The following is a 16,496-nucleotide window of genomic DNA, read 5'->3' as shown; positions in this document are numbered from 1 at the left end:
GGGTGGTGACGGGCCGGTCGGCGGGGGAGTGTGCTGAGCCGGTGGGTCGTGGAGCAGGGTCAGTTGGTGGGCAGTGACAGGCGCATGGCCGGGTCCTTGGTGTGGACGAAACCCTGGGAGGCGTAGAGCGGTTCGCCCTCGCGGCTGGCGCGGAGGTCTACTACGCCGGCGCCCCGGGTGTGGAACCAGGCGATCAGAGCTGAGGTGCACGCCCGGGCGTATCCACGACGGCGGTGATCCGGATCGGTCGCCACGTTGAACATGTATCCGGCCAGGCCCTGTGGATTGCGGGGACCGCCCAGTCGTTCGTCGAGGACGCCGACCGCGCACGCTGCGAGCCGTCCCGGGTGGTCCGGCTGGTCGACGACGAACCCGGCCATGGTGGGTGACGGCTCAGCCAGGCGGCGCAGCAGGATCTGCCGCGCCGCCTGCCGCCAGCCACCGTCGTCCGAGTCGTCGGGCACGTCGAAGAGAACACCCCGGAGCCGCACCAGCTCCGCCGCGTCGTCCACCGTGGCCGCTCGTGCCTTGATCATGTCCAGAGAATAGTGAGCGCGGCCGCCGGCAAAACACCGATTAACGCTCATGCGCGGTCTGCGGTGTGGGAATGGAAAGCGTGCCGGAGGGGATTGGGCGGTCGGTGCGGCGCTGGCCGGGATGGTGTTTCTCGATGAGTCGGCGAGCCGACTGCGGGTCTTGTCGTCCTCGCGGATGGCCTGCGGTGAGCGGGACAGGCGCGGCTGAGCGAGTTCTGGTCGCGGGGTGGTCTGCGGTGAGCGAATGGACGGGCGCGGTCGAGCGAACTCGGTCGCGGCGGCCTGCGGTGAGCGAATGGACCGGCGGGAGTGAGCGATGGGTGCTCGTTCAAGTGGAAACGCCGGTCACCGTGGCTGTTGGCGCACGGCGACCGGCGTTTTCGGTGCGGGACGATCGAGACCTTCACGAGCGCCGCACGGACTGTCGGGCTGCCAGGGCGGCGTTGGGCCCGTGGTCCCGGTCGTATGCGGTTTCAAGGCTTTTGACTACGAGGGTCAGGCCAGACCCAGGCCGCGGCGGCCGGTTTCGTTGAGTTCGGACTCGGTGAAGCGGTTGGTCCAGTCGCGCTCGTAGTGCTCGGCGGGGAAGTCGGACGGGCTGGAACCAGTGAGGAAGGCCTCGCGGACGTTCGCGGCGTAGGCCTCGTTACGGGGGCACCAGGGGGCGGCGGGGATGTACATGACGTTGCCCCAGCCTTTCTGATCCTGCACGGGGGCGACGCTGTGGATCATGTCGCAGTGCCACCAGACGGAGTCGCCGGCCTGCACGTCCGGGATGCCGGACAGGGCCTCCATGAGCGGGGTGTGCCACTTGTCGTCGGCCGGGAAGACCTGGTTGACGGTGACGCCGCACATCTCGTCGTCGGGGACGTCGTTGAGCAGCGGGCGCAGCATCAGGTAGGCCATCGCGCCGGGGATCGGGACGGTGTGCAGCACGCCCTGGTCGTGCGCCATGTCCGAGAGTGCCGTCCAGCCCTGGAACGTCCGGAACGCTGAGCACATGGTCGAACCGGGGTACTGCGGGCCGGAGGTGCGGTAGGCGGCGTCCCACGGATCGTACTTCTCCACCTCACCGGTGAACAGATGCCGGAAGGCCTGTTGATAAGCCTCGGTCATCCACAGGTCGAGCGTGCCGGGGTCGAGGTGTGTCCCCAGGCCGGCGGAGTCGGCGCCCTCGGGGCGGCGGCGGATGCGGTCGGGGTAGAGCGAGTCGCGCGACGGGTCGAACCACTGCACACCCTCGGAGGTGTGCTTCCACTGGCTGTTGAGGAACGTCTGCACACGGGCCATCCGGTCGCTCTGGCGAGCCTCCATCTGCGCGTGCGACCAATAGATCGGGTAGATCTCGGGCTTGGAGCCGACGCTGCCGAAGAAGTCGTCACCGGGTCCGCGGTAGTTCTCGAAGAACTTGTTGTCCTCGACGTACTCCACGATGCCGGCGTCCCAGCCCAGCGCCTGCGACCGCTCGAAGTGCCCGCGCACGACCAGACAGCCACGCTTGCGCAGCAGGTCGACGTCGGCGGCACTGACGGTGCCGGCCTCGATGTCGTCGTACGCGATGACCGGCCAGACCGTCTCGCCGCGCGCCTTGGCCGCGTTGATGTCGGCCACCTCGGCGGCGACGTTGCGCTCGACGACGGCGAAGACCTCCTCAACCGTGCGTCCGGAGGCGGCGATCTGCTCACGCAGGGCGGCTTTGATCTCGCGGACGGCGGCGGGGAGATCGGTGGGAGTCTCCTCCCAGTGCGGGAGCGGCATGGCGGGTCTCCTTCTAGTCATGTCCCTTAACTAGAAGGAACCCTAGAGCCCGGAACCCTTCTAGGCAAGAGCCCTGACTAGAATGACGTCGTGGATCCGGCCAAGCCCTCTCAGGAACTGCTGCGCTCACTCACGGATGAGCACGTACTGCGCGCTCTCATGCGGCACCGCCTGTTGACGCGCGCGGAGTTGTCCACCGAGACCGGCATCTCGAAACCCACCGCGGGCGAGAGCGTGCGCCGCCTGACCGAGGCCGGACTGGTCGTCGACACCGGCCGGCGCACACCCGGTGGTCGTGGCCGTGGCCGGGTGGGCTCGTATTACTCGCTGGCTCCGGACGTCGGCACGGCGTTGGCGGTCAGCGTCGCCCCTGAAGGCGTCGTGGCGGAATGCGTGGACGCGTACGGGAATCTGGTGGCCCGGGTCGAGGAGCCGGTGGGCCGCCCGGCCCGGCCTGACGATGTGGCTACCGCCCTGGGCCGAGCGGTCGACCGGGTGCGCGAGCTTGTCGAAGCCCGGCAGGAGGCCGACTTCGCCGGCGACCGCGGCGACCGCGGCGACCGCGGCGAGTTGGGGCCTGCGGGGCGGCTGCGGTTGGATGCCTGGCCGCGGCTGGCGGTGGTGAGTGCGGCCGATCCGGTGGATCGGCACACGGGGCGGCTCCTGCAGTTGCCGGACGCGCCGTTCTTGCTGGGCGAGATCGACCCGGTGGCGGTGCTGGCGGGGCGGGTCGCTGGGACTGTGCTGGTGGACAACGACGTCAACTGGGCCGCGGAGGCCGAGCGGGCGGCGGCACCGATGGACGACTTCGCGTTCGTCTACCTCGACGAGGGCCTGGGTTGCGCGATCGTCAGCGATGGCGAGGTGCGGCGTGGGCATCGCGGTGTCGCCGGCGAAGTCGCTCACCTGGTCACCGTCGGCCCCGGGGGACGGGCGATGCCGCTGATCGAGGTGTTCGGTCTGCTCGGGCTGCGGCACGGCCGCTCCACGGCGATCGACGTCGACCGGCTGCTCGAGGAACGGCCACCGGAAGTGGTGACGGCGGTCGGCGGCTTGGTCGCGGCCCTCGCCACACTCATCGACCCCGAGGTGGTGGTCATCGGCGGCCGGTGGGGGACACCGCTGTCGGATGTCATCGCCGAGGAGGTCTCGCGCTCACCGCGGCCCGTTCCGGTGCGGGCGGCTTCGGTGAAGAACGAACCATCGCTGGCCGGCGCCCGGGCCCAGGCTCTCGACATGCTGCGCGCGCTCATCGTCGGCCGATGACAACCGCGCCGGCTCGGATGCGTCGAGGTGGTTCCGCACGGTCGGACAAGGCGACTTCGCATCGACCTGTGTGCGTAGGAAAGCCGGTCTGCGCGCCGCCGGCTCCGCGGTGGTGGATGGCCGACCGCTTGCGCGGCGCTGGGTAACCGCGTCGAGTAACAGCGGCGCTGAGTACCGCGGCGCTGAGTACCGCGGCGCTGAGTACCGCGCTGAGTACCGCGGCGCTGAGTACCGCGGCGCTGAGTACCGCGGCGATAGGTCCGCGGAGCGGTTGATGCTGCGAGGCGGTGGCTTCGGGGAGTGCGAGCGGCTGCGGGCGGTGGAGCTGCGGGTATGGATAAGTCGAAGCAATGGATGCCGCGGGTGGCGGTCAGTTGATCAGGTCGGGGATGCGGCCGAAGAGTTGGATCGTGTAGGTGGTCATCTCGTTGAGCATCCAGTTGCCGGAGAAGAGGAGGGCTGCGCAGACTGCGGCTGCCTTCGGGACGAACGACAGTGTCGCTTCCTGGATCTGGGTCACCGACTGGAACAGGGAGATGGCGAAACCGACCGCGAGCGCCGTCAGCAGGACCGGCGCGCACATCTTGGCGGCGATGGTCATGGCGCCCAGGCCCAGCTCGATGATCATGGTGTCGGTCATACCCCTCTGTTCGGGCCGGTTGAGCGCGCATCGAGTGCAGACCGGTTGCAGTTCGGTGAGACCGGTCCTCGAAGCCTCAAGTCAGCTGAGGCGTGTGGCGATCAGTGAGGTCCGAAGGCTCGGCGGGTCATGAGGGTTCCCTGGGGCCCGGGCGCCAGCCAGGACCGCGCGAGCACGGCGGGCGTGGCAGGTGCGGCCAGGGCTGTGCGGGCGTGGCGGGTGCGACCGTGGCCGTGATGGCGTGGCGGGCGCGGCCGGGACCGTCATGGCATGGCGGGAGTGGCCAGGGCTGTGCGGGCGTGGCGACGCGGCCGGGCCGTGATGGCGTGGCGGGTGCAGCCAGGGCCGTGAAGGTATGGCGGGAGTGGCCAGGGCTGTGCGGGCGTGGCGACGCGGCCGGGCCGTGATGGCGTGGCGGGTGCGGCCAGGGCCGTGAAGGCATGGCGGGCGTGGCTAGGGCCTTGCGGGGCATGGCGAGGCAGTCGAAGGGCCGGCGGATGCGTGCGGCGACGGTGCCGGTGGCGGAATCCTGTGGGGGTGGGAGGCGCGGGGGTTGTCAGACCACGGAGAACTTGGCGGGCAGGGGAGCGCGGCCGGTCAGGGCGCTGAGGACCGTTTCGGCTTCGCCCAGGGCCACGGCGATGCGGGCGGCCAGCAGGGTTGCCTCCGACACGGCGGCGGGGTCGAAGGCCGCGGGTACGCCGGCGGCGGCGGCCACGTCGGAGCCGTGCACGACCAGTTCGAACGTCCGGGTCGGCAGCCAGTCGCGGACGCGCATGCCGCCCACGGGTGTGGTCACCACGTCGTCGTCGCCGACTGCGGCCAGCGCCTGGGTGGCGCGGCCGGCCAGTTCGCCCGCGGCGGGCAGCAGGTCGGCGGCCCGGCGGGCGTCGTCGCCCGAGGCCGACACGGCGGCGGCGTACAGCTCGGGGGGTACGTCCCGGACGAAGGCGAAGTAGCCCTCGGGCGCCTCGACGTTCACCGCCACCGGGCCGGCGAACGATGACGCCCCGGGCAAGGAGGCGGAACGGGTGGGAGCCGCGCCGGTCGCTGTTCCGAGCACCGGGGGCACCTGCTCGAGCGCGGAACTGACCGTGTGTCCGATCAGCTCGCGCAGCGACCACTCGCCCAGCCCCGGCCCGTCGAGACGGTCGGTGGGCACCCGGCTCACCAGGTCGACGAAGGCGACGGCGGCGGAGCGGTACGTCCGGCGGTAGTCCATGCCGCGAAATCTACTCAGGCTCGGCGGCGCCGTTCGCCCGGTGGCGGCCGCCGGCGTAGTCGTGGTCGGCCGTCTCGCCGCCGGAGGCTCCGTGGCGCGCCCGGTAGTCGGGCTCCGCGTGCGTCTTGGGCAGGCCGGACGGGCGCGGCGGCCGGGGCTCGGCCTCGACCGGGCGCTCACCGAGGCCCGACGGGGGCAGCCCGGACGGCAGCGCGGTGGAGGGCCGTTCGGGTTGCTTCTTGTCCGGCTTCGCCGCGGGCGCGGACGGGTCGAGTGGTGGTGGCGGGGACGGGAACGGCTGGCGCTCCGCGTGGTTTGTCGCGTGCTGACCCGCGTACGGCTGGGAACCGGCCTCCTCGAGGCGTTTGATCCTGGCGCGGGAGCGCCGGCGCGCGACCACCGCCGCGGCGAGGCCGAGCGCCGGGGTCACGAACACGAACCACGAGGTGAACGGCGAGTCCGGAGCCACCACCATCAGGTAGCCCGCGTAGCCCAGGAACGCGAGTCCCAGGAGTACGTCGAGCACGCGCATGACGAGACCCTGGCCCAGGCCCAGCACGGCCAGGATCAGGAACAGCAGCCCGGCGACCGCCAGCGCCCCGGCATACCCGAGAAATTCGCCGTCCGACATGCTCTCATTGTCAGCAACTATGGGGCCTTACCGGCGCCATTTCTGATTCAGCCACCCATGGCAGTCCCATACCGGCACCCGTGTCCCGTTTCGGGTGCGCCACGGAACCGGGGGATCCGCGGTTGCCGCCGAAAACGGGCCAGGAGACGCTGAACCGATGAATCTCGACCGCTTCGTGCAAGCGCAGAACGACACGTACGAGAACGCCCGCTCCGAACTGCAGGCCGGGCGCAAGCGCACGCACTGGATGTGGTTCATCTTTCCGCAGCTGCGCGGCCTCGGTTCCAGTCCGACGGCCCAGCAGTACGCGATCCGTGACCTCGACGAGGCCCGCGCCTATCTAGCGCACCCGGTTCTCGGCCCGCGCCTGTATGAGCTGGTGGCGATCCTGGCCGGCAGCGACCGCACCGCGGCGGACATCTTCGGCCATCCCGACGACCTCAAGCTCCGTTCGTCGATGACGTTGTTCCAGGAAGCGGCGGCCGACGGCGACCCCGGCCCGTTCCAGCAGGTCATCGACCGCTTCTACGACGGCCCCGACCAGCGCACCCTGGAGCTGCTGAGCCGCTGATACGGTGCGCCGATGAGGACCCACGACGAGGCTGTCGCCGCCGCCACCCAGCTTGCCGCCGCCCTGGCCCCCGGGGCCGTCGAGCGCGACCGCAACGGCGCCGGCGTCGTCCCCCGCGAAGCCCTGGCCCTGCTCGACGGCTCCGGCCTGCTCGCCATCACGATCCCGCCCGAGGACGGCGGCCCCGGCCTCGGCCCGTCGACGCTGGCCGAGGTGACCCGGCTGATCGCCGCCGCCGACCCGGCCATCGCCCAGGTGCCGCAGGCCCACTACCTGCTGATCGATGTGCTGGCCGTGCACGGCGGCGCCGACCTGCGTAAGCGCCTGTTCGCCGAGGTGCTGGCCGGGCGCCGGATCGGCAACGCGCTGGCCGAGAGGGGCGGCAAGCACGCCCAGGATCTGAAGACCCGGGTCACCGGGGGCCGGTTGACCGGCGTCAAGTTCTACGCCACCGGCGCCCTCACCAGCGCCTGGATCGCGGTGAGCGCGATCGGCGAGGACGGCCGGCTGGTGCTCGCCTTTGTGCCGCGCGACGCGGACGGGGTCGAGGTCGGCACGGACTGGGACGTGATCGGTCAGCGGGCCACGATCAGCGGCACCGCCACCTTCACCGACGTGCCGGTCGAGTTCGCCCTCGACTACTCCCGGGCGTACGAGGTGCCGCAGCAGCTGGGCGCCCGCGCCCAGCTCGTGCACGCGGCCATCGAGGTCGGCATCGCCGGCTGCGCCCTGGCCGACGCCCGCTCCTACCTGCGGGAGAAGGCCCGCCCGTCGACCGAGGCCGTCCGGGCCGGTGCCACCGCGGCCGGCGAGGACCCGCACGTCATGTACCGCTACGGCCGGTTGGCCACCCGCGTCCGGGCCGCCGAGGCACTGCTGGGCGAGGCCGCCCGGACGCTCGACGAGATCGGCCGGGTGCCGGCCGACGCCGCGACCGCCGCCCGGGGCTCGCTGGCCGTGGCCGCCGCGAAGGCTTTCGGCAGCGAGGTCGCGGTGGAGGCCGGCTCGGAGCTGTTCGCCCTGTGCGGCACCAGCTCGGCCGCCGCCAAGTACGACCTCGACCGGCACTGGCGCAACGCCCGCACGCACAGCGTCCACGACCCGGTCGACTGGAAATACCACCACCTGGCCGCGTGGGAACTCGGCGACGTCCAGCCTCCGAACCACGGGCAGCTCTGAGGGGCTCAGCCGGCGTGACGGCTCGGTGACGGCCGGCCGGAACCATGGCCCGCATGGCCGGGTTCGGTGGGATCGCTGCGGTGGGCAAGAGCATCGAGCTCGTGCTCAACACCGGCTTCGAGGCTGTGCCGCCGATCGACGACGAGCTCACCCAGGCCGTCCTGGTGCGCACCGACGACATCGATCCCCCGGCGATGGCCGTGCCCCGGCCGGGGCTGTCGATCCTGCTGTACCGGGTGGACTTCGACAAGGTGACCCGGCCCGGATGGTCGGCCGTGAGTGCTGAGGACGGCCGGTCCTACCTGCCGCTCGACCTGCATTACCTGCTCACCGCGTGGGGCGACAACGCCGAGCACGAGCACCGCGTCATCGGCCGCACGTTGCAGATCCTGGAACGGCCCGCGGGGCTGGGCTCGGCGCAGCTGCTGCCGGGCGGCGACTGGGGTCCCGCCGAGTCGGTGCAGTTCGTCCTCGAGGACCTGCCGACCGAGGACCTCATGCGCACGTTCGACAGCCTGCGCTGCAACTTCCGGCTCAGCGTGCCGTATCTCGTGCGGATCGTCGTGATCGTGACCGGCGCCGCCGAACCCGGGCCGCCCGTCCTCACCGCCGTCCGCGGGATGCGAACCGGGAGCAGGCGATGAACACCTACCTGTCCGGCGACTGGGCCGAGCGCGTGTTCCGTCTGCGGCTCGGCGTCGACCCGGTGGACGCCCTCGAACCCGTACGCCGTCCTGGTCTCACCGTCTCGGTGCTGCTGGAAAGGGTGCCGGGACCGCATCCGGTGCCCGATCGGCCGGACCACACGATGGGGCTGCCGGCCCTGCGGCGCAGCCGGACCGGACGGTTCGCGCTGCGATTCGGCTCGGCCGTGACCGATTCCGCGCCGCTGATCCCGATCCGGATCGTCGATCCCAGTGAGCAGTACGTGCCCCGCCGGCTCTCCGTCCCGGCGCCCACCTTCGCCGCCGTGCTCGGGACCGACGACCTGCCCGGCAAACCGGCGCGGGCGCACCGGCCGGTGCTGTTCCCCGGCCGCCGGCGCGGGCTGGCTCCCGGCACGACGGCCATGCTCGGCCGGGTCGTGCGCGCCGGTGAAGCTGTCCCATGGGCCCGGATCGAGGCGCGCCCGGCCGGTGCCGGACCGGTCCTGTGGCGGGCGCAGGCCGACCACCGCGGTGAGTTCCTCCTGGTCGTCGGCCCCCTGCCGGTGCCGGTCGCGACCTCGCGGGCCACCACGGTCGACGTCGACGTGGCCGTGTTCGCCCGCGACCTCCCGCCGCACAGCGACCCGGTCGACTCGCCCAGCCGGTCGCGTGCCGACCCGCTCTGGCTGCTACCGGTCGAGCCCGTGACCGCGCTCGGGGCGGGCGACCCGGCCGAGGCGGGCGAGCGGCTGCCGGCCGGATACACCCACCGGATCACCAGCCGGCAGACCCTCCCGCGCGGCCGGGCCGTGCGTCCCGCCCCGATCGTCGTCACCTGACCCGCCCGCGACCCTGAGAGGCCTTCATGCCCGAGTATCTGGCGCCCGGCGTCTACCTCGAAGAGGTCAGCTTCCGCGCGAGCACCATCAGTGCGGTGTCCACCTCGACCACCGCGTTCGCCGGGCGCACCCGGTTCGGCCCGGTGCAGTACCGGGGCGGGCCGCAGTCGGCCGAACCGCGTCTGGTGACCAACTATCCGGAGTTCGAGCGCGTCTACGGCGGCCTCGAGGCGTACGACGACTTCTCCATCCCGTACCTGGCCCACGCCGTACGCGCGTACTTCCTCAACGGCGGGCAGCGACTCTACGTCTCCCGGGTCTACGTCGAGCCGGTCGTCGGTGACGGGGTCGCCACCTCGGACGACATCCCGGTCGCGACCGCCACCCCGTCGCTGGCCCGGTTCCGCGCCCGGTGGCCGGGACGCCACGGCAACCTGGCCGTGCGGGTGACCGCGGTCCGCTCGGGCGACGTCGGGATCCACCTCGGAGCCGCCGCGCAGGCCCGGGGCGTCGAATCGGGCACGTTGCTGGAGGTCGTGGATCCCGGCCGGCAGCCGGACCTGGCCAAGCCGATCGCGCCGGGCGCACTGCGGATCCTGAGCATCGCGGTGGACGGCACCCAGACCTTCTTCGACCGTATGGGTGCTCCCGCCCCGCCCTCCGTGGCCTCCTGGCTCCTGCCGGTCGAGGTGACCGTCACCATCACCGACGCCGCCGAGCGGGAGACTGTCTTCCCGCGGCTCGGCCTGGCCCACAACGGCCGCCGCTCGCTGAGCCGCGTGCTCGACCGCGACGACCCGCAGGACGAGGACTGCCCGGTCTGGTTCGACCACGACTTCGTGACGGCCGGCACCACGCCGATCCAGCTGCTGCAGGCGCTGATCGGCGACGCTGGACCGGAGAAGACCTACCGCCTGGCCGGCGGCTCGGACGGGCGGGCGATCACCGCGCTCGAGCTGATGGGCCACGAGGCCGACCCGGACGACGCGAGCAACAAGGCGACCGGCCTGAGCGCGCTGGCCGACGTGGACGACATCGCGATCGTCGCCGCCCCGGACGCGGGAGCGATCGACGAGGAGGCCGACCGGTTCCTCGCCACGCAGAACCTGATCCGCCACGCCGAGCTGGCCCGCTACCGGATCGCTGTGGTGGACGGGCCGCGCGGCGCCTCACTCAACGAGATCCGGGCCTTCCGCGGCAACTTCGACTCCAAGTACGCCGCGCTGTACCACCCGTGGGTGGAGATCCTGGACCCCAGTGGGCCACCGGCACCGGGCGTGCCGACGCCGCGCCTGATGCTCCCGCCGTCGGGTTTCGTCACCGGCATCTACGCCCGCAACGACGTCACCCGCGGTGTCTTCAAGGCGCCGGCCAACGAGGTCGTGTTCGGGCTGAGCCGGCTCGAGATGAACATCAACACCGGTCGCAACCAGGTGCTGAACCCCGAGCACATCAACGCGCTGCGGTTCTTCGCCGGGCGGGGCAACCGGGTGTGGGGCGCCCGCACGCTGAGCTCCGACCCCGAGTGGCTCTACGTCAACGTACGGCGGCTCTTCATCTTTCTCGAGCACTCGATCGACCTGTCCACCCAGTGGGCCGTGTTCGAACCCAACGGCGAGGCCCTGTGGCGCAATCTCACCCAGACGGTCGAGGACTTCCTGCAGGTCCAGTGGCGCAGCGGTGCCCTGCTCGGGGCCACCCCGGACGAGGCGTACTTCGTCCGTTGCGACCGGTCGACCATGACGCAGAACGACCTCGACAACGGCCGCCTGATCTGCCTGATCGGTGTGGCCCCGGTCCGGCCGGCGGAGTTCGTGATCTTCCGGATCGGCCAGTTCACCGCCGACGCGCGCGGCTGATCCGGCCACCAGCAGAAGGGATGCACCGATGCCTGAGCGTGACGATCGCCGCCCGTACGGCGCCTTCCGGTTCGTCGTCGAGTTCGCGGCCTCGACCTCCGGCGGCGGGGCGGCCTTCCACGGCTTCTGCTCCGACGTGTCCGGGCTGGGCTCGGAGCTGAACATCTCCGAGTACCGCGACGGCGAGGACAAGGTCAACACCGTCCGGAAGATCCCCAACACCTACAAGGTCGACGAGGTCACGCTCAAGCGCGGGCTCTACGGCTCGACCGACCTGTTCCAGTGGTTCAACGACGTGCGCAAGGGCCTCTACGACCCGCGATCGGTCACGATCACGCTGAACGACGAGAGCGACCAGCGGGCCGTGGTCTTCAAGCTGGGCAACGCGCACCCCAAGAAGTGGGTCGGCCCCACCCTGGTGGCCAAGGGTGGCGGCGAGGTGGCCATGGAGGAGCTCCACCTCGCGCCCGAGTCGATCGAGTACGAGAAGTGACCGTCCGCCTCGACGACCCGCTGGTGCTCGGCCCGCCCGGCGTCTACCACGTACCCGAGGTGCCGCAGCCCCGGGCGGCCGTGGAGCGCCTCGACGTGGCCGCCTTCGCCGGGGTGGCGGCGCGCGGGCCGGCGTACGAGAAGGTCGACGACGTCGCGGTGGCCGGCCGCGGGGTCAGCTACCGGCGCTCGGTGCCGGTGCCGGTGGAGAGCTGGGACGACTACGCGGAGCTGTTCGGTGCCTTCGAGGGTCCGCCGGGCCTGCTGCCCCACGCCGTCGCGGCCTACTTCGCCCAGGGGGGCCGGCGGGCGTACGTGATCCGGATCGTCGCGCCGGCCCCGAGCGAGCCCGGTGAGTCGCGCCCACCGCCCGGCTGTGCCGCCTTCTCCGTGCTCGACGGCCTGGAGTTGCGCGCCCGCAACGAGGGCACGTGGGGCAACGACCTCGAGCTCACCTGGACGTACGTGACCCGGACGCTGACCGCGACGGTGACCGCCCGCTTCGGCGCCACCGAGGTCGTGCTCGACCCGGGCTCGGTCATCGTGCCCGGCAGCCTGCTGCGGCTCACCTCACCGACCGGCACAGCCGGTGTGGCCCTGGTGCAACGCCTGGAGAGGCGCGGGCATCTCACCGACGCCGGGTCCGATCTGGTGGCGCTGTGCGAGCCGGGGCACCCGACCGGCCCGGGAACCGTGGCCGAGCTGGTCGAGGGCCGTCTCGAGGTCGTCGACCCCGATCCGGCGCGCCGGCGCCACGAGCTGTTCACCGGTCTGGGCCTGTTCGCCGCCCACCCCCGCTATGTGGCCGACGTGCTGCACCGCGACTCCCGGCTGGTGGCCCCGCTGGAGGGCCGCGCCGGCACCGTGCGGCCCGGACCGGACCTCCCCGGGGTCGTGGTCACGGTCGACCCGGAGCGACCCGGACAGGACCGTTGGGCGGCCGTCACGGCCGGCGACGTGCTCGCGGGACTTCGGGGTCTGGCCGACGTGGACGACGTGGCCTCGATGGTCGTGCCCGACCTGTTCGCCGTGCCGGCTCCGGTGGAGGCCCTGCCGCCGCAACCGGTCGGCGCCGGTCCGGACTTCCGGCCGTGCCGCCGGGTGGCCACGGCACCGCAGCGGCCGGCCAGGCCCCGGTCCGGCCTGGACGGGCTGACCCTCGATCCGGCCGATCCCGACGGACTGGCCGAGCTGGCCGAGCGCCAGCAGCAGGTGATCGCGCTGGCCGAGGACCTGCGCGTGGTGGCCCTGCTCGACGTGCCGCCGGGCATCGACGACACCCGCGTGCTGCGCTGGCGCTCGCGGTTCTCCTCCTCGTTCGCGGCCGCCTATCACCCCTGGCTGCGGACCCCGGGCCCGATGCCCGGCCGCCGGCTGGTGGCGATCCCGCCGTCGGCCGTGGCGGCCGGCCTCATCGCCCGCTGCGAGCTGCGCCAGGGACTCGCCCGCGGGCCCGCCAACGAGCTCGCCACGCAGATCGTCGACCTGGCCACCGCCGTGCCGCCCGGCCTGCACGACCGGCTGCACCGGCTGGGCGTCGACGTCTTCGCGATGACCCCGGACGGGGTGCGCCTGACCGGTGCCCGCACCCTCAGCACCGACCCCGCGCTGGCCCAGCTCACCACCCGCCGCCTGCTCATGGAGGTCGAGCGGGTGGTGCTGCGCCAGCTCGGCTGGTCCGTCTTCGAGCCGGCCGGGGACCGGTTGCGCACCGGCATCCGCCGGCACCTCGAGCAGTTGCTGGGCGAGCTGTCGGACGGAGGCGCGTTCGCCGGCGGCACCCCGGAGGAGTCGTGGTTCGTCACGGTCGGCGAGCCCGGCGCGACCGGTCCGGGGCGGCTGGTCGTCGAGATCGGGGTGGCCCCGGCCGCGCCGCTCGAGTTCATCCTCGTCCGGGTGGTCCTCGACGCCGGTGGCGCCGAGGAGCCGCAGCTGCTGGTGGGCGGGACCGTGCTGCCACCGGCATCGCCGGCCGGCGGCGGAGCGGTGGTGCCCCGTGACTGACGAGTTCGCCCGTGCCTTCCGCTTCCGGGTGGCCCTGACCCAGTCCGCCGCCGGCCCCGGGACCGGGCCGGGCGCGGGACCCACGCTGGGCACCGGTGGCTTCCAGGAGTGCACCGGGCTCGACCTCGAGATGGACGTCGGCGAGTACGTCGAGGGCGGGCGCAACAACGGCGTCGTGCAGCGAGCCGGCCGGGCCAAGCTGTCCCGGATCACCCTGCGCCGGGGCATGCTGCACGCGGCCGGCGGCCGGATCGACGGCACGCTGTGGCGCTGGTTCGCCGACGTGGTCGACGGCGTGCGCCCGTTGCGCCGCTACGACGGCACCATCTCGCTTCTCGACGCCCGGCAACGCCCGATCGGCGGCTGGACGTTCGTCCGCGGCCTGCCGGCCAAGCTGGTCGGCCCAGCGTTGAACGGCAGGACCGGCGAGATCGCCATCGAGGAGCTGCAGATCGCCCACGAGGGCCTGCGGCTGGAGGTGACCTGATGGAGTTCGTCAAGGCCGTGCTGGAGGAGCTCGTCGACGGCCCCGGCACCCGGAACGCCACCGGCGGAGCACGGATCACCGTGCAGATCAACCCGGCCACGCTGAGGTTGCAGATGGCCAGCACGGTCGATTTCGGCAAGGACGCCGGCCGGCAGAAGGTGCAGTACCAGGGATCGACCTCGACACTGTCGTTCGATCTGGTCTTCGACACCGCCGACGAGGGGACCACCGAGTCGCCGCTGGATGTGCGCACCCGGACCCGGCAGCTCGAACGGTTCGTGTTGCCCGCGATGAAGAAGAAGAAGGCCGTCCCGCCCCGGGTCCGGTTCACCTACGGCTCGTTCTCGGTCGTCGGCGTGATGACCGTGCTCAACCAGGACTTCGACTTCTTCGCGCGCAACGGGGTGCCGCTGCGGGCCAAGTGCGCGGTGACCATCAAGGAGCAGCGGCCCGAGTTCGACGCCAACCTCGCGGGGCCGGGCGCGAACAAGGGCGCGGGAGCGACGCCCCCGGTCGCGCCGGGCACGCCGGGCACGCCGGGCGGGCCGGGGGACTCGCCGCCGCCGGACCGCAGCGCCACCGCGCTGGCCGGGGAGAGCGCACCCGACCTGGCCGCCCGGATGGGCCTGGATCCGCACGACTGGAAGGGCCTGCGGGGCATCACCGATCCGACCGCGCTGCCCGCGGGCCTGCCGGTCGAGTTCTCCAGTGCGCTCAGCGCCGGTGGGGGGCTCGGTGTGGCCACCGGTGTGGCCGCCCCGCCGGCCGCCGCGGTGGCCCTCGACGGGACCGCGCTGGCCGCGGCGGGCGGTCTCAGCCAGGTGCTCGCCGGTTCGGTGGCGGCCGAGGCGTCGGCGGCCTCCCGGGCGGCCCGGCTGAGCTTCGGGGCGGGCCCGGCCACGGCCACGGTGACGCCGGTCGACGCGCGGGCCACCGGCTACGGCTTCGGCGTGCCGCTCCGGCCCCGGCTGCCCGTCGGGCACACCGTCACCGCCGGACTGGTGAGCGCGGGTCCGCGTACCCGGGCCGGGGCGGTGGAACCGCCGGGAACCGACGACCCGACGGTCGCCGGTTGGCTGGCCGTCCGAGCGCGGGGGTCCCGATGACCGTGCACGTGGGCGAGTTGACGAGCCAGGTCGAGCTGACCGGCGTCCCGGCGGCCACGTCCGGGTCCGCCGCCCAGCCCGCCGAACCGCCCGGCTGGGTGAAGGCACAGCGCTTCGCCGAGCTCGCCGAGGAGCGCGAGCGTGACCGGGCACGCACGGCCGGGGGAGGCTTCGATGACTGAGACCGCCTTCGCGTCGGCGGCGCCGGTCTTCACCGTCGACGGCTCGCTCGAACCCGACCTCGGGCGCGACCTGGTGCGGCTGGACGTCGCCGAGGACGTGCACGGCCTGCGCACGCTGAGCGCCAGCTTCCTGGCCACCGCGCCCCGGGCCCGGTCGAGCAACGACGTCGTGGAGTACCTCGACGGCGGCTCGCTCGACTTCGGCCGGCGGGTGTGGGTGTCGCTCGGGCCGCCCGGCAACGAGCGGATCGCCTTCATCGGAGCGGTGTCGGCGCTCGAGGTGCGGTTCACCGAGGGCGACGTGCCGGTCGTGACCGTGCTGGCCGAGGACGACCTCATGCGCCTGCGGCTGCGTCAGCACAGCGAGACGTACACCTCCTGCACCGACGCCGACGTGGCCGGGCGGGTCGTCCGGCGGCACGGGCTGCGGGCCGACATCGCGCTCGACGGCCCCACCTACGAGTCGGTGCAACAGCTCAACCAGAGCGACCTGTCCTTCCTGCGCGAGCGGGCCCGGCGGTTGCAGGCCGAGCTGTGGGCGGCCGACGGCGTGATCCATCTGGCCACCCGCGACAAGCGGCCCGGCACGGCGGTCACGCTGACCCGGGGCAGCGACCTCGTCGACGTGTCGGTGCGCGCCGACCTGGCCCATCAGTGCACCGCCGTACGCGTCTCCGGATACGACGCCCGGGCCCGCGCCACGGTCGAGGCCGTGGCCCCGGCGTCGACGGTGGACGCCGAGATCTCCGGCGGCCGGACCGGCCCGCAGACGCTGCGCCGGGCGCTCGGCGACCTGCCGGGCCGGCGCACCCGGGACGTGCCGGTCACCGAGCCGGTGGCCCGCGCGCTGGCCCGGGCCGAGATGCTGCGCCGCAGCCGGAGCTTCGTGCAGGTGCGGGGCACGACCTCGGGCACGCCCGAGCTGGTGGTCGGCAGCCGGCTGACCCTGTCCCGTTGCGGCCGGCCCTTCGACGGCGACGGCTACTACGTCACCCGGTTCCACCACAGCTACGACCTCAGCGCGGGCCTGCGCACCCGCTTCACCGCCGAGCGACCGACCGTCAACGCGGGCTGAAC

General features: G+C 72.7%; 17 protein-coding genes. 12 read left to right on the top strand and 5 right to left on the bottom strand.

Annotated features, from left to right (window positions below):
• Positions 1-59 precede the first annotated feature (59 nt).
• Positions 60-536, bottom strand: coding sequence for a GNAT family N-acetyltransferase (locus tag NAG42_RS40405; RefSeq protein WP_250037797.1), 477 nt, complete (start codon positions 534-536; stop codon positions 60-62).
• Positions 537-1,031: 495 nt separating this feature from the next.
• Entirely contained in the window at positions 1,032-2,294 is a 1,263-nt protein-coding gene (locus NAG42_RS40400) for a DUF1479 domain-containing protein (protein ID WP_250037795.1), read from the bottom strand.
• A 90-nt stretch (positions 2,295-2,384) separates the two neighbouring features.
• Between NAG42_RS40400 and NAG42_RS40395 the strand changes: the two genes are divergently transcribed.
• Complete coding sequence (locus tag NAG42_RS40395) at positions 2,385-3,560, top strand: ROK family transcriptional regulator (RefSeq protein WP_250037793.1); 1,176 nt, start codon at positions 2,385-2,387, stop codon at positions 3,558-3,560.
• Between the two features lie 370 nt (positions 3,561-3,930).
• Here NAG42_RS40395 and fliQ read toward each other — a convergent pair whose 3' ends face one another.
• The 3 genes from fliQ to NAG42_RS40380 form a co-directional block, all read right to left on the bottom strand.
• Entirely contained in the window at positions 3,931-4,200 is a 270-nt protein-coding gene (gene fliQ, locus NAG42_RS40390; RefSeq protein WP_250037789.1) for a flagellar biosynthesis protein FliQ, read from the bottom strand.
• 556 nt (positions 4,201-4,756) lie between these two features.
• On the bottom strand, positions 4,757-5,422 hold the full coding sequence (locus tag NAG42_RS40385) for a maleylpyruvate isomerase N-terminal domain-containing protein (protein WP_250037787.1): 666 nt from the start codon (positions 5,420-5,422) through the stop codon (positions 4,757-4,759).
• A 10-nt stretch (positions 5,423-5,432) separates the two neighbouring features.
• Entirely contained in the window at positions 5,433-6,053 is a 621-nt protein-coding gene (locus NAG42_RS40380) for a Yip1 family protein (protein ID WP_250037785.1), read from the bottom strand.
• 157 nt (positions 6,054-6,210) lie between these two features.
• On the opposite strand from NAG42_RS40380, the gene NAG42_RS40375 reads away from it, so the two are divergent.
• Genes NAG42_RS40375 through NAG42_RS40325 form a run of 11 tightly spaced genes read left to right on the top strand, consistent with a single transcriptional unit; the run spans position 6,211 to position 16,494 of the window.
• Positions 6,211-6,624 carry a DUF1810 domain-containing protein gene (locus NAG42_RS40375; RefSeq protein ID WP_250037784.1) on the top strand — a complete coding sequence of 138 codons (414 nt, stop codon included), beginning with the start codon at positions 6,211-6,213 and terminating at the stop codon, positions 6,622-6,624.
• A gap of 12 nt (positions 6,625-6,636) precedes the next feature.
• On the top strand, positions 6,637-7,803 hold the full coding sequence (locus tag NAG42_RS40370) for an acyl-CoA dehydrogenase family protein (protein ID WP_250037782.1): 1,167 nt from the start codon (positions 6,637-6,639) through the stop codon (positions 7,801-7,803).
• A gap of 53 nt (positions 7,804-7,856) precedes the next feature.
• Positions 7,857-8,447 carry a Pvc16 family protein gene (locus NAG42_RS40365; protein ID WP_250037780.1) on the top strand — a complete coding sequence of 197 codons (591 nt, stop codon included), beginning with the start codon at positions 7,857-7,859 and terminating at the stop codon, positions 8,445-8,447.
• The gene (locus NAG42_RS40360) at positions 8,444-9,289 is read left to right on the top strand and encodes a hypothetical protein (protein WP_250037778.1); all 846 of its coding nucleotides are present in this window, start codon (positions 8,444-8,446) and stop codon (positions 9,287-9,289) included. The genes NAG42_RS40365 and NAG42_RS40360 overlap by 4 nt, the downstream gene beginning before the upstream one ends.
• Positions 9,290-9,315: 26 nt before the next feature.
• Entirely contained in the window at positions 9,316-11,148 is a 1,833-nt protein-coding gene (locus tag NAG42_RS40355; protein WP_250037776.1) for a phage tail sheath subtilisin-like domain-containing protein, read from the top strand.
• 28 nt (positions 11,149-11,176) lie between these two features.
• Positions 11,177-11,641 carry a phage tail protein gene (locus tag NAG42_RS40350; protein WP_250037774.1) on the top strand — a complete coding sequence of 155 codons (465 nt, stop codon included), beginning with the start codon at positions 11,177-11,179 and terminating at the stop codon, positions 11,639-11,641.
• Entirely contained in the window at positions 11,638-13,644 is a 2,007-nt protein-coding gene (locus tag NAG42_RS45230; protein ID WP_250037772.1) for a phage tail sheath C-terminal domain-containing protein, read from the top strand. The genes NAG42_RS40350 and NAG42_RS45230 overlap by 4 nt, the downstream gene beginning before the upstream one ends.
• Positions 13,637-14,131, top strand: coding sequence for a phage tail protein (locus NAG42_RS40340; protein ID WP_250037770.1), 495 nt, complete (start codon positions 13,637-13,639; stop codon positions 14,129-14,131). Before NAG42_RS45230 ends, NAG42_RS40340 begins: the two co-directional genes overlap by 8 nt.
• Positions 14,131-15,237: a CIS tube protein gene (locus NAG42_RS40335; protein WP_250037768.1), complete on the top strand. Its 1,107-nt coding sequence runs from the start codon at positions 14,131-14,133 to the stop codon at positions 15,235-15,237. Before NAG42_RS40340 ends, NAG42_RS40335 begins: the two co-directional genes overlap by 1 nt.
• The gene (locus tag NAG42_RS40330) at positions 15,234-15,419 is read left to right on the top strand and encodes a hypothetical protein (protein ID WP_250037766.1); all 186 of its coding nucleotides are present in this window, start codon (positions 15,234-15,236) and stop codon (positions 15,417-15,419) included. Before NAG42_RS40335 ends, NAG42_RS40330 begins: the two co-directional genes overlap by 4 nt.
• Positions 15,412-16,494, top strand: a complete 1,083-nt coding sequence (locus tag NAG42_RS40325) for a phage late control D family protein (RefSeq protein ID WP_250037763.1) — start codon at positions 15,412-15,414, stop codon at positions 16,492-16,494. Before NAG42_RS40330 ends, NAG42_RS40325 begins: the two co-directional genes overlap by 8 nt.
• Positions 16,495-16,496: the final 2 nt, after the last annotated feature.

Source organism: Paractinoplanes maris (assembly GCF_023544465.1).
In the GTDB taxonomy this organism is placed as follows: Bacteria; Actinomycetota; Actinomycetes; order Mycobacteriales; family Micromonosporaceae; genus Actinoplanes; species Actinoplanes maris.
Note: the sequence above shows the minus strand (reverse complement) of the source record. Positions and strands in the feature narration are given on the sequence as shown.